The sequence below is a fragment of the endosymbiont of Ridgeia piscesae genome (assembly GCF_001443665.1).
Taxonomy (GTDB): Bacteria; Pseudomonadota; Gammaproteobacteria; order Chromatiales; family Chromatiaceae; genus Endoriftia; species Endoriftia persephonae.
Window position 1 is genome coordinate 24,002 of the sequence record NZ_KQ557133.1, and the last position, 13,420, is coordinate 37,421.

The 13,420-nt window shown below is 63.0% G+C and carries 9 protein-coding genes; 5 read left to right on the top strand and 4 right to left on the bottom strand.

Annotation, left to right across the window (positions count from 1 at the left end):
• Positions 1-28: 28 nt before the first annotated feature.
• Positions 29-718, bottom strand: a complete 690-nt coding sequence (locus Ga0074115_RS10145; protein WP_057957308.1) for a YggS family pyridoxal phosphate-dependent enzyme — start codon at positions 716-718, stop codon at positions 29-31.
• 163 nt (positions 719-881) lie between these two features.
• On the opposite strand from Ga0074115_RS10145, the gene Ga0074115_RS10150 reads away from it, so the two are divergent.
• On the top strand, positions 882-1,916 hold the full coding sequence (locus Ga0074115_RS10150) for a type IV pilus twitching motility protein PilT (RefSeq protein ID WP_057957307.1): 1,035 nt from the start codon (positions 882-884) through the stop codon (positions 1,914-1,916).
• A gap of 100 nt (positions 1,917-2,016) precedes the next feature.
• Complete coding sequence (locus Ga0074115_RS10155) at positions 2,017-3,144, top strand: PilT/PilU family type 4a pilus ATPase (RefSeq protein ID WP_060528484.1); 1,128 nt, start codon at positions 2,017-2,019, stop codon at positions 3,142-3,144.
• Between the two features lie 16 nt (positions 3,145-3,160).
• Here Ga0074115_RS10155 and Ga0074115_RS10160 read toward each other — a convergent pair whose 3' ends face one another.
• The 3 genes from Ga0074115_RS10160 to Ga0074115_RS10170 form a co-directional block, all read right to left on the bottom strand.
• Positions 3,161-3,619: a hypothetical protein gene (locus Ga0074115_RS10160; protein ID WP_057955444.1), complete on the bottom strand. Its 459-nt coding sequence runs from the start codon at positions 3,617-3,619 to the stop codon at positions 3,161-3,163.
• A 103-nt stretch (positions 3,620-3,722) separates the two neighbouring features.
• Positions 3,723-4,280, bottom strand: coding sequence for an ankyrin repeat domain-containing protein (locus Ga0074115_RS10165; protein WP_057955443.1), 558 nt, complete (start codon positions 4,278-4,280; stop codon positions 3,723-3,725).
• A gap of 91 nt (positions 4,281-4,371) precedes the next feature.
• Complete coding sequence (locus tag Ga0074115_RS10170; protein ID WP_057955442.1) at positions 4,372-4,701, bottom strand: DUF1820 family protein; 330 nt, start codon at positions 4,699-4,701, stop codon at positions 4,372-4,374.
• A 96-nt stretch (positions 4,702-4,797) separates the two neighbouring features.
• Between Ga0074115_RS10170 and recC the strand changes: the two genes are divergently transcribed.
• Genes recC through recD form a run of 3 tightly spaced genes read left to right on the top strand, consistent with a single transcriptional unit; the run spans position 4,798 to position 13,401 of the window.
• Positions 4,798-8,031 carry an exodeoxyribonuclease V subunit gamma gene (recC, locus tag Ga0074115_RS10175; protein ID WP_057955441.1) on the top strand — a complete coding sequence of 1,078 codons (3,234 nt, stop codon included), beginning with the start codon at positions 4,798-4,800 and terminating at the stop codon, positions 8,029-8,031.
• A gap of 1 nt (position 8,032) precedes the next feature.
• Positions 8,033-11,569 (top strand): exodeoxyribonuclease V subunit beta, encoded by a 3,537-nt coding sequence (gene recB, locus Ga0074115_RS10180; RefSeq protein ID WP_060528485.1) that lies wholly within the window; start codon positions 8,033-8,035, stop codon positions 11,567-11,569.
• Entirely contained in the window at positions 11,566-13,401 is a 1,836-nt protein-coding gene (recD, locus tag Ga0074115_RS15840; RefSeq protein ID WP_157292732.1) for an exodeoxyribonuclease V subunit alpha, read from the top strand. Before recB ends, recD begins: the two co-directional genes overlap by 4 nt.
• The last annotated feature ends 19 nt before the right edge of the window (positions 13,402-13,420 follow it).

Consider the following 13,420-nt stretch of genomic DNA (forward strand, 5'->3'; position numbering starts at 1 on the left):
TTCGCGAGGTTCGCATACCTCGCGCTATCTATACAGTTTGTCTGGGTCCAAAAATGGCGGTGCCGATGCGCACGATGGTCGAGCCTTCGGCAATCGCCGCTTCCAGGTCGGCCGACATCCCGATGGAGAGGGTCTCCAGCGGTAGGTCGTTGCGGCGCAGCCGGTCACGCAGTTCTCTCAGCTGACGAAACGGCTTCCGCTGTGCATCCAGGCTATCGGCTGGGGCCGGCAGGGTCATCAGTCCGGCTATCTGAATGCGTGGCAGTTCCGTATAAGCCGGCAGTAGCTCGAGCAGTTCATCCGGGCTGTGCCCGCCCTTGCTGGCCTCTCCGCTGGTGTTGATCTGGATGCATGCCTTCAGCGGCGCAAGCCCCGGCGGGCGCTGCTGGTTGAGGCGACGGGCGTGCTTCAGGCTGCCCAGACTGTGAACCCAATCAAACCACTCTGCGATGGGTTTTGTTTTATTACCCTGGATCCGGCCGATGAAATGCCATTCGAGGGGGAGATCCTGCAACTGCCTGTGCTTGTCCAGTGCTTCCTGCAGATAGCTCTCACCGAAGGCGTGCTGGCCGGCCGCCACTGCCTCTCTGATTTCGTCAGCGGTTCGTGTCTTGCTCACTGCCAATAGCCGGGTGCTGCCCGGTGGTCTATTGTACAGCTCTTCTGCTGCCTTGATGCGTCGATTTACCCTATCGAGGCGCTGTGCGATTTCGTTCATAGGGGGATTTTACAGAATTTAGGCGGTGCAACAGAGGAATAGTTCGTGATAGCGTTGGAAACATTCCAGTAGGTAGTGCCAGAACGGATGGAGAGAGGGCCTGGATTCCTGCCGGGTGATACGGACTTGCGGCGCTGCTGCGCAGCCGCTTTGAGGAGAGAGAATGGATATAGCTGAATTGCTGGCTTTCAGTGTTAAACATAGCGCGTCGGATCTGCATCTGTCAGCCGGATTGCCGCCAATGATCCGGGTCGACGGCGATATTCGCCGCATCAACGTCCCAGCATTGGAACACAAGATGGTTCACGGGCTTGTCTACGACATTATGAACGACAAGCAGCGCAAGGACTTTGAAGAGTTTCTCGAGACCGATTTCTCGTTCGAGATTCCTGGTCTGGCGCGTTTTCGTGTCAACGCCTTCAACCAGGCGCGTGGCGCCTCCGCGGTGTTTCGTACCATTCCGTCGAAGGTGCTGACATTGGAGGATCTGGGCTGTCCGGGGATCTTCAAGGATATCGTCGATGTGCCGCGCGGCCTGGTGCTGGTGACCGGCCCCACTGGTTCCGGCAAGTCGACCACCCTGGCGGGCATGATCGACTACAAAAACGACAACGACTATGCGCATATCCTCACCATCGAGGATCCAATTGAGTTTGTCCACGCCAGCAAGAAGTGCCTGATCAACCAGCGCGAGGTGCACCGTGACACCCTCGGCTTCAGCGAGGCGCTACGCTCGGCGCTGCGTGAAGATCCGGATATCATCTTGGTCGGTGAGCTGCGTGACCTAGAGACCATCCGCCTAGCGTTGACCGCCGCCGAGACCGGTCATCTGGTATTTGGCACCCTGCACACCAGTTCTGCCGCCAAGACTATCGACCGCGTGATCGATGTGTTTCCCGCCGGTGAAAAGGCGATGGTGCGCTCGATGCTGTCGGAGTCGCTGCGCGCAGTTATCGCCCAGACCCTGCTGAAGAAGATCGGTGGCGGCCGTACCGCCGCCTGGGAGATCATGGTCGGCACATCGGCGATTCGTAACCTGATCCGCGAAGATAAGGTGGCGCAAATGTACTCGGCGATCCAGGCTGGCCAGGCGGCTGGTATGCAGACCATGGACCAGGCCCTCAAGGAGCTGGTTGAGAAGGGGGTGATTAGCCGCCTCGATGCTAAGGCCAAGGCGCAGAACAAGGATCTGTTCTGAATTTGATAACGGGTGGGGAACCACTCTGCAGCAAAGGGATGTCGCTCAATCCAGCCGACATCGCCAACAGGAGGCTAAGGTAGATAGCCGGAGGGGAAAAGTGGATCTTAATATATTGTTGACCATGATGGTTCAGAAGAAGGCGTCGGACCTCTTCATCACCGCGGGTCGCGCGCCCTCGATCAAGGTGGATGGGCGCATTCTGCAAGTGAGTAAGGCACCGCTGACGATGCAGCAGTCGCGCCAGTACGTGATGAGCGTCATGAGCGATGTCCAGCAGAAAGAGTTTGAGTCGACCCGGGAGTGCAACTTTGCGATCAACGCCAAGGGTATTGGTCGCTTCCGCGTCAGTGCCTTTGTGCAGCGGGATGCAGTGGGTATGGTGATGCGTCGCATCGAGACCCGCATCCCGACCATGGAAGAGCTTAGGCTGCCCACTGTGCTGCAGGATCTAGCTCTCTCCAAACGTGGTCTGGTGATCTTTGTCGGTGCCACTGGTACCGGTAAATCGACCTCACTGGCGGCGATGATTGGCTTTCGCAATCGCAAGACCTCGGGCCACATCATCAGCATCGAAGATCCGGTGGAGTTCATCCACAGCCATGAGGGCTGCATCATCACCCAGCGTGAGGTCGGTATCGATACCGACTCCTACGATGTGGCGCTGAAGAACACCCTGCGCCAGGCGCCGGATGTGATCCTGATCGGTGAGATTCGTAGTCGCGAGACTATGCAGCATGCGCTGACCTTCGCTGAGACCGGCCATCTCTGTCTCAGTACCCTGCACGCCAATAACGCCAACCAGGCTCTCGACCGGATCATCCACTTCTTTCCTGAAGATCAGCGTGAGCAGGTCTTCATGGACCTCTCACTCAACTTGCGCGCTGTTGTTGCGCAGCAGTTGATTCGGCGTGCCGATGGTAAGGGGCGGCGCGCCTGTATAGAGGTGTTGCTCAACTCCCCCTATGCCTCGGAGCTGATCCGTAAGGGCGAGATTCCCAAGCTGAAAGAGCTAATGAAGCGTTCCACCGAGCAGGGCATGATGACCTTCGATCAGAATCTGGTTGCTCTCTATCAGCAGGGTGAGATCACGCATGAAGATGCGCTGGCTTATGCTGACTCGGAGAACGATGTGCGTCTGGCAATCAGGATGGCGCAAACTCGCATCAGTGATCCAACTCTTGGCGGCGACTTGGATGACGCCATGGCCCTGAGCGAGCATCACTAGGCGGGAGGAAGTCGCTTTACTCCGCCAGAAAGGCTTCAGTCAAGACATACTGGCGCTGCGCCTCATTGTCCAGTTCGCCCTGGTCGTTGAGGATCATCTCGCAGTTTTTCGCCATGCGCGCCTGCATCGCCGCCTGCCATGCCAGACTGTGTTTGTCGCCGAGTTGCTTCTCCGGCAGCAGCGCGGCAAGCGCTGCGGCAGCGACGAAGTGCTCGGCCTGGCTGGCCCAGTCCGCATCCCGGCCGCAGGCGGTGAAGGTCTGCACTGAGTAGGCCTTGACCGCTCGGTAGGCCTCCTCCATCTCTTCGGGGGAACATTCCGGCGTGGCGGCGGCCTCAACCGCACGTTTGACCCTGCCGTCCTTCGAAAGGTGGAGTAGATTGCCGACAAAGCGGGCGGCGAGTATCCGTTGTGATGCCACCGGCAGTGCGTCCAGGGCTCGTTTCAGGGCCTCGTCGTTGTTGATTTTCGCCATGCTCTCTCCTCGGTTGACGTGATCAACATCTTCATAATAGGCGTCACCAGTCGACCCGATGCTGACTCAAATCAATCCTTGCGTCTCTCTGCATCTGTTTGGGTCAGTCGCTACTGAGCAGTGCGACGATCCGCTCATGACCTTCTGCGCGGGCCCAGCTGAGCGCCGTACGCCCCTGGAAATCCTTGAGATCCTCTCTGGCAGCGTGCTGCAGCAGCAGCTCGACTGTCGCCTCGTGCCCCCGCTTGGCGGCCCAGATCAGTGCGCTCCAGCCGCTGGTTTGCTCCTGACGGTCGATCCAGGCGCCGGCCTCGAGCAGCAGTGCGACTACCTCGGTGTGGTTGTTCGAGGCGGCCAGCAGCAGCGCCGAGTAGCCTCCCTTGTCGGTGAGATCGGCCGCCGCGCCGCTCTGTAGAAGTCGGCGCACCGCCTCGGTGTGGCCATTGAGTGCCGCCTTCATCAACGGGGTCCAGCGGCAGGCGTCACGGATGTCCAGGCTGGATGATTGCGCCAGCAGAGCGTCGAGCGTGCCAAGATCGCCTTGCTCAGCGGCTAGCAGCAGTGGTGCAGGCTCATCGGTATCGCTGTGTTGCAGCGGTTCGTCGTTGCAGGCGCTGATCAGAAGTGAGAGCAGGATTGGCAGAACAGGACTTGGACGCATGTCGGGACTCGCGATTGGCTGCGGAGCCAAGATTGTCGCGGCACCGCCCGATGCGCCGCAATGCGGATTCGCAACCGCAGAACGCGGTCGGTCAATCGTCCTCGTTTTTGCTCGGAGAGATAAAAGGCGCGGGGAAGGGAGTGATGTTGGTGGTGTTGTCGAGCTCGGTGATCTTGCCCGGCCCCTCCTTCTCCACCTCGTCGATGCGGATCACAGCATGGATCGGCACCAGGGTGCGGCTGACGCCAGCGAACTCCTCCTGCAGGCGCTCTGTCGACGGATCGACCAGCAGCGAGTTGCCGCGTTCGAAGATCAGGTCTTCCAACTCAACAAATCCATACAGCTCGCCCTGGTGTATGCTGCGCGCATAGATCTCGTAGAGCTTGCCCTGATTGAGGAAGATGACTTTGAATATACGCATGTCCAGTTCGTCTATTGCAACTACCAAGCAGACTCTTATTATCCGGTTGGACTCTTCCACTAATCAAGCTGCAGGCCGGGATCTGGATCCAGCGGAATGATCCTCAGCTATCATAGCAACCGCATGGAGCGGTTGCTCGACCAGCTCCTTGAGCAGCTCTCTACGCCGCTCAGCAGTCCTCTCGACCGCGAGACCATCGTGGTGCAGAACCCTGGCATGGCGCGCTGGCTGTCGCAGCAGCTCGCACTGCGCAGCGGCGTGGCAGCCAATCTTGAGTTCCCGTTGCCGGCCAGCTTTACCTGGAACATCTATCAGGCCTGGCTCGGCGAGATGCCGGCCGAGAGCGGTTTTGACCGCGAAAGCCTGCACTGGTGCATCATGGGGCTGCTGCCGGGGCTGCTGGAACAGCCTGCGTTTGCGGCGTTGCAGCGCTACTTGGAAGGTGACAGCGGTGAGCTGCGGCGCTATCAGTTGAGTGGGCGCATCGCCGACCTGTTCGACCAGTACTTTGTCTACCGCCCGCAGATGGTGCTCGCCTGGGAAAACAGTGCGATAGAAACAGGCACGCAGGATGAACCCTGGCAGGCGGCATTGTGGCGCGCCATCGTCGCGCAGACCCAGGGAGAGCATCGCGCGGCACTCTTTGATCGCTTCCAGAGGGTAGTGGCGCGGGGGGATGCGCCGCGCGGCCCACTGCCTGAACGGGTCAGCCTGTTTGGCCTCAGCACTTTGGCGCCACTGCATCTGCATGCCCTACAGGCGCTCTCGCAGCAGACCGAGGTGCATCTCTATCTGTTCAACCCCTGCCGTGAATACTGGGCCGATATCACCGATGAAAAGGGTTTGGCACGGCGGCGTGCGCGTTGGCGGCAGTTGGGCAAGACTGATATTAGCGCCCTGCTGGATGTGGGCAATCCCCTGCTCGCCTCGATGGGGCAGGTGGGGCAGGGTTTTATCGACCAGCTGCTGGAGCTGGAGGTGATCGAGACGGAGCTGTTCGAGACGCCCGCTGAAACGAGTCTGCTGGGCCGGTTGCAGCAGGATATCCTGGAGTTGGCGGACCGGCGTAGCGCCAACCTGGTCGAGCGTACCCCGCTTGAACAGATGGATGAATCGATCCAGCTGCACGCCTGCCACAGCCCGTTGCGTGAGGTGCAGGTACTACACGACCGGCTGCGCCAGATGTTCGACCGGCTGAGCGGGCTGGAGCCGCGTCAGGTGGTGGTGATGGCGCCGAATATCGCTACTTACGCCCCCTATGTGCAGGCGGTGTTTGGCGCGGCGGAGGGGGCGCGGCATATCCCCTGGTCGGTGGCCGACCTGAGCGCCGAGGAGAGCTCGCCGCTGCTGCAAACGCTGTCGAGCCTGCTGGATCTGAGCAGCTTCCGCTTTGCTGCTTCGCAGGTAGTCTCGCTGCTGGAGGTGCCGGCGTTGGCGCGCCGCTTTGCGATCGATGGCGAGGGGGTGGAGCGGATTCGCCGTTGGGTCCGGGAGAGCGGTATTCGTTGGGGTGCCGACGCACAGATGCGGGGTGAGCTGGGGCTGCCGGCGGAGTCTGCCAACAGCTGGGATGCGGGGCTGGAACGGCTGTTCCATGGCTATGCCCTACCGCCCGATGCGGGGTTGACGCAGGGGGTGCTCCCCTATCCCGACATCGAGGGCAGCGATGCGTTGGATCTTGGCCGGCTGGCGGCGCTGCTGGAGCGACTGCGGCAATGGCAGGCGCGCCTCTCCCGGCCCTGTGATGCGCCGGCCTGGGCGCTGCGCATCAACGCCCTGTTGGCCGACTTCTTTCTGCCCGACACTGAGGAGGAGGCGCTGCTGCAGGGGGTGCGCCATGCCATGGATAGCCTGACTGAGCGTTGTCTGGCGAGTGGTTTTGATGAGGCGATCCCGATTGGTGTGTTGCGCTGTGAACTGGAGCAGGCGTTGGCCGAGTCGCTGCCGGGGCGGCGTTTCCTGGTTGGCGGCGTGACCTTCTGCAACATGGTGCCGATGCGCAGCATCCCGTTTCGCGTGGTCTGTCTGCTGGGCATGAACGACAGTGACTACCCGCGTCGCGAGGTGGCCCCGGGTTTTGATCTGATGGCGGCTGCACCCCGGCCCGGCGACCGCTCGCGCCGTCTGAATGACCGCTATCTGTTCCTTGAGGCGCTGCTCTCCGCCCGCGACTGCCTCTATCTGAGCTATGTGGGGCGCAGTGTGCGCGACAATAGCGTCAGCTCCCCCTCGGTGGTGGTGAGTGAATTGATGGACTACCTTGAACAGTCGTTCCGTCTTGATACGGATGCTGAGCTGCTTTCCCAGCTGCTGATCGAACACCCGTTGCAGCCTTTCAATCGTGGTTATTTCGATGCCAGTGACAGCCGCCTGTTTAGCTACGATGCTGGCTGGCTGGCGGCTGCCGATAGCCAGGCGCAGGCGGTGGAGAAGCCGTTTGTCGATACGCAACTGCCCGAGCCGGAGGCGGCGGCACGGCAGCTGGAGCTGCAGGATCTGGTCCGGTTTCTGATCAATCCGTCGGCCTGGTTTCTGCAGCATCGCCTCGGCGTGGCGCTGGCGGAGGAGGAGGCGATCCTGGAGGATACGGAACCCTTTGACCTCAACGGGCTGCCTGCCTATCTGCTGCGTGCGGAGATGTTGCAGCAGGCACTGCGGGGAGAAGAGCCCGGCGAACTGCTGCCGCTGGCGGCGGCCCGCGGCGAGTTGCCCCATGGGGAGGCGGGAACGGCGGTGTTTGGCCGCCTGAGCGAGGAGATCCGGCAGATCGCAGAGCGGGTCAGGCGTCGAGCCGAGGAGGTGCTGGAGCCGCAGGAGGTGGATCTGCAGCTCGACGGCTTCCACCTGACCGGCTGGTTGGAGGGGGTGACGCCTGCCGGTCTGCTCAGCTACCGGCCCGGCAAACTCAAGGCAAAGGACCGCTTGCGTCTCTGGGTCAACCATCTGGCCCTTTGTGCGCTGCGTCAGCAGACGGCAGCAGAGGCGCCGCTCAGCTTGCATGTGGCGGAGGATCAGACGCTGATCCTGCACTCGGTCGAGGCGCCGGGCCAGTTACTCGCCGATCTGCTGCAGGCGTGGCGGCAGGGGCAGTGCGCGCCTCTGCCCTTCTTTGCCGCCGCCTCTCTCAGCTTCGCGGAGAGTGGGGATCTACAGAGAGCGATCAAGGTCTGGGAGAAGGATCACGACAGTGGCGCCCCCAATTGGGCCGTTTCCACCGCCTTTCGTGGTACGCAGCCGCTGGCAGAGGAGGCGTTCAGTGGTTTGGCGACGCGTCTGGGTGGGCCGCTGCTGGCGGCCAGCGAGAGTATCAAGGCAGCCAGGGATCGATAAGATGCAACCACTCAATCCTCTCTCCTGCCCCCTCACAGGGCGTCTACTGATCGAAGCCAGTGCCGGTACCGGCAAGACCTATACCATCGCCATCCTGTTCCTGCGGCTGCTGCTGCAGGCGCGCCTTGAAGTGGAGCAGATCCTGGTGGTGACCTTTACCGAGGCGGCCACCGCAGAGCTGCGCATGCGCATCCGGGCGCGGCTTCGTGAGGCGCTGCAGCAGCTGCGCGGTCTGGCGCAGCTGCCCCCCGATCCCCTGCTGCTGGAGCTGCTCGATGGCATCGATGGGCGTCAGGAGGCGCAGCAACGGCTCGAGGATGCCCTGGTGCGCATGGACGAGGCGTCGGTCTTTACCATCCACGGCTTCTGTGGTCGGGTGCTGCAGGAGAACGCCTTCGAGAGCGGCATGCCGTTTGAGGTGGAGCTGATCAGTGATGAACGGGCGCTGCGCCATGAGATCATCTGTGATTTCTGGCGCAGTCGCCTGGCAGTACTGGATCTGCCGCAAACTGTCTGGCTGCGTGAGCAATGGAAAACCCCCGAGGCCTTGCTCAGTGCGCTGCAGGGGACACTGCCCCACACCGGCCTGAGCCTGATCCCGGTGCTGGGGCTGGCGGATGCCGAGCTGGCCTGGCGTGAGGTTGAGGCTCGCTACCAGGAGCTGTGCGCGGCATGGGCCGAGCAGGGGGCAGAAATAAGCGAACTGCTCACCACCAGCAAGGCGCTCAATCGGCGCTCTTACAGCAAATCGGTGGTGACGAAGGCCTTGGCGGCGATGGGAGAGCTGATCGAGGCGGGGAGTTGTCCGTCCTGCTTGGCGGAGAAACAGCTGGAGCGATTCACCCCAAGCATGCTCGAAGAGAAGACCAAAGCGGGCGAGACGCCACCCGCGCATCCGCTCTTTGATCTTGTCGCCGGCTTTATCGCGGCGCACAGCTCCGCCTTGGGGATGCGCCGTGCCGCCTGGCTGCGCGAGGCCCATGCCTATCTGCTGAGTGAACTGGCGCGCCGCAAGGAGGAACGTCGTCAGCTCTATTTCGACGACCTGCTGCGGCGCATGCAGCAGGCGTTGCAGGGCGAGTCGGGAGAGCGCTTCGCCGCGGCGGTGCGCCGGCGCTTCCCGGTGGCGATGATCGATGAGTTCCAGGACACCGACCCGCTGCAGTATCAGATCTTTTCCGGCATCTACCCAGGCGAGACGGACAACGCCCTGTTCATGATCGGCGACCCGAAACAGGCGATCTACAGCTTCCGTGGCGCCGATATCTTCACCTATATGCAGGCCCGGCGCGAAACTGCGTCAGCCGGGACGCAATACACTTTGGATACCAACTGGCGATCCGCCAGCGCACTGGTGGGCTGTGTCAACGCCCTGTTTGGTCACAAACGGCTGGTGTCTCCTTTCATCTACGAGCCGGATATCCAGTTCCAGCCGGTCAATGCTAGCCCGAATGCCGACCAGGCGCCGCTGCGCCTCGCGGGCGAGGCGGTGCCGCCACTACAGTTCTGGCTGATGTCAGGGGAGGCGGAGCGGCCGCTTGATCTGGGGCCGGCGCGGGAGCGAGCCGCGGCCGCCAGTGCCGGGCGCATTGCTGAATTGCTCAACCAGGCGCAGCAGGGCGCAGCGCTGATCGGAGAACGACCACTGCGGGCTCGGGATATTGCGGTGCTGGTGCGCACCCATGCCGAAGGCCTGCAGATGCAACAGTCGCTGAGTGCCTGTGGGGTGACCAGCGCCGCGATCGGGCGGGAGAGCGTCTTCGCCTCGCAGGAGGCGAAGGAACTGGCACTGCTGCTGAACGCCATTGCCGCGCCGGAGGATGAGGCTCAGCTGCGCGCGGCCCTGGTGACTTCATTATTTGGTTGCAGCCTGAGCGATCTGGCTGCGTTGGCGGTGGATGATCTGGCCTGGGGGGAGCTGCTGCAGCGTTTTCGCCGCTACCGGCAGGCCTGGGTGCAACAGGGGTTTATGGTCGGCTTTCAGGCACTGCTGCATCGCGAAGCGATCCCGCAACAGCTGCTGTCGCAGCCGGGCGGTGAACGGCGCATCACCAACCTACTGCAGCTGGCCGAGCTGCTGCAACTGGCCTCCCGCGAGCGGCCCGGTATCGACGGCGTGTTGCGCTGGTTTGCCGAACAGCGTGCCGATACCTCACCGTCGGATGAGAGTGAGCTGCGGCTGGAGAGTGATGCGGCGCTGGTGCAGATCGTCACCATCCACAAGAGTAAGGGGCTGGAGTATCCGGTGGTGTTCCTGCCCTTTCCCTGGGGTATCGGAAAAAAGAGCGATCTGCTGTTGTTCCACAATCCAGCGTCGGGCCGACTCTGTCTCGATTTAGGCAGCGATGATGCGGCGGCTCATCTGGCCTTGGCGGAGCGGGAGTGTCTGGCCGAACGGTTGCGACTCTTCTATGTGGCGCTGACCCGCGCCAAACACCTCTGCGTGATGAGCTGGGGGCGGATCAAAGGTGCCGAGCAGTCGGCCCCCGCCTGGCTGCTGCACCAGACGAGTGATGGTGGCGAGCCGCGGGTCGCGATGCCGGAGACGCTGCAGGGGATCGCCGCAGATATCCAACGCCTGGCGGAGGAGACGGGCGCGGAGCTGCTGATCGAGGCGCTGCCGAATGAGGCGACAGCTAGCTACCGGTCGTCCGGGAAGGAGTGTGCCGGGCTGCGGGTCGCCGAACTCGCGGGGCTGGTGCCACATCGCTGGCGCCTGGCCAGCTTCTCCTCGCTGGTCGCTGGGGTGGAGAGTGAATGGCCCGATCACGATGCCGAAGATGGCGGCATCGACACAGCCCGGCAAACGGCGCCGTTGGAGGATATCTTCCGTTTTCCCCGCGGCCCGCGGGCCGGTACCTTCATCCACAGCCTGCTTGAACGCTGTGACTTCAGTGCCATCGACCAGGAGGGGCTGCAGGCTTTTGTGCAGCGGCAGCTGCAGAGCCACGGTTTTGAAAGCCACTGGGGCGAGGCCCTGAGCGGTATGTTGCGCGACCTGCTCACCACCGAATTGGATCAGAACGGCCTGCAGCTGTGCCAGATTAGTCGTGCTGATCGCCTGGATGAGATGGAATTTTTCTATCCGCTGGCGAGCTTGAGCCGACCGGGTTTGCAGGAAGTGCTGGCCAAGTTTGCCGACTATCGCAGCAGCGGCGAGGGTTTGAGCTTCGACTCGGTCGAGGGGCTGATGCGCGGCTTTATCGACCTGGTTTTTCAGCATCAGGGGCGCTTCTATCTGGCCGACTACAAATCAAATCATCTGGGCAACCGCCCCGAGGAGTACCACTGCGAGGCGCTGGAGCAGGCGATGCAGGCACACCGCTACCGGCTGCAGTATCTGATCTACACTCTGGCGCTGCACCGCTATCTGCGGCAGCGTTTGCCGGACTACGACTACCAGCGTCACTTCGGTGGGGTCTACTACCTGTTTGTGCGCGGCATCCGCCCCGGCAGCCGCCACGGCATATTTTACGACCGCCCGCCCTTGGCGCTGATCGAGGCGTTGGACCGTCTCTGTGCGGAGGGGCAGGCATGAGCGGCACAGGCATGCGTGAGGCGCTGGCGGCAGGCAGCCTGCGCGAGCTGGATCTCTACTTTGCCGAGCGCCTCACGGCGAATCTGCAACAGGGGCGGGAGCTGGTGGCGATCGCCGCTGCGCTGGTCAGTCATGCGGTGGGGGAGGGCGATGTCTGTGTTGATCTGGCCAAGCATGCGGAACAGCGCCTGTTCGTGACCGAAGGCTTTTCCGGAGTGGCGGCACCGCCCCTGGCGGACTGGCTGCAGCAACTGGCCGACAGCCCGCTGGTGGGTGGGCCGGGGCAGTCGCAGGCGCTGATCCTGGATGAGCAGCGCCTCTATCTGGGGCGCTACTGGCGGTTTGAAGCGGATCTGGCTGGCCGGCTGCGGCAGCTGGCGATAGTGCCGCTTGAGACAGTGGATCGGGTGCTGCTGCGTGGCGGGCTGCAGCGCCTTTTTCCCGACCGCGACGATGAGATCGACTGGCAGCGGGTGGCGGCGGCGATGGCGTTGCTGCGGCGGCTGTTGGTGATCTCTGGTGGGCCAGGTACCGGCAAGACCCACACCGTTGCCGCGATCCTCGCGCTGCTGATCGAACAGGCTCAGGCGCAGGGGCAAAGGCCGCTGCGGATCGCTCTGGCGGCCCCCACTGGTAAGGCTGCGGCGCGCCTCACCGAGTCGATCCGCAAGCTGCGTGCCGGGCTGAATCTGAGCGAGGCGGTGCGCGAGGCGATCCCCGCTGAGGCGCTGACTCTGCACCGCTTGATCGGGGTGCGACCGGGGCGGGCGCAGCCCCGCCACACTGCGGAGAATCCGCTGCACCTGGATCTGCTGGTGGTGGATGAGGCCTCGATGATTGATCTGCCGCTGATGAACCGGGTGGTGGCAGCGCTTCCAAGCCAGGCGCGGCTAATCCTGCTGGGCGATAAGGATCAGCTCGCCTCAGTGGAGGCGGGTAGTGTGTTTGCCGATCTCTGCGGCCGCGGCGGTGAGCTGTTGTTGTCTGAGGCGATGCGTGAGGCGTTGGCGCAGGTCGGTGTCGGTCAGCTGCCCGGTGTCGCCAGCACTGAGCCGATGGCCGACAGCATCGCCCTGTTGCGCAAGAGTTACCGCTTCGATCGGCGGAGTGGCATCGGTGAGCTGGCCGGTGCCATCAATGGCGGCGACACTGCGCGGCTGCGGGCAGTGTTGGCATCCGCCTCAGCAGAGCTGCGCTGGCGTGAGCTGGCGGAGTCTGAGCGCAACCGGCCGTTGGCCGAGTTTGCGCTGCAGGCGTTTGCGCCGGTGATGCAGGCGGCGGGGCCTGAAGTCGCCCTCGAGGCACTGGATCGGGTGCGCATCCTGTGTGCGCTGCGTCAGGGCGCGGCTGGGGTGGAGCAGGTCAACAGTCAGGTGGCGCAGGCGCTGCAGACGGCTGGGCTGATCCGCAGGGAGGAGGAGCACTATGCGGGACGGCCGATAATGATTAGTCGCAATGACTACCATCTGGGGCTGTTCAACGGTGATGTCGGTCTGCTCTGGCCCGATGCCGCCGCAGGCGGGGTGCTGCGCGCCTGGTTTCGCCTGCCGGACAACAGTCTGCGGCGGGTGTTGCCGGCGCGCCTGCCGCCCCATGAAACCGCCTTTGCCCTGACGGTGCATAAGTCCCAGGGCTCAGAGTTTGCGCGGGTGCTGCTGCTGCTGCCCGACAGCGACAGTCCGGTGTTGAGCCGTGAGCTGCTTTACACCGGGGTGACCCGGGCCTCCGGGACGGTGGAGCTGTGGGGGCGCTGGGAGATCCTGGCGGCAGCGGTGGGGCGCAGACTCAGCCGCGCCTCTGGCTTGTTGGAGCGGCTGCGGTTGCCAGGATGAGGCCTTTGGTCGGCCAGAA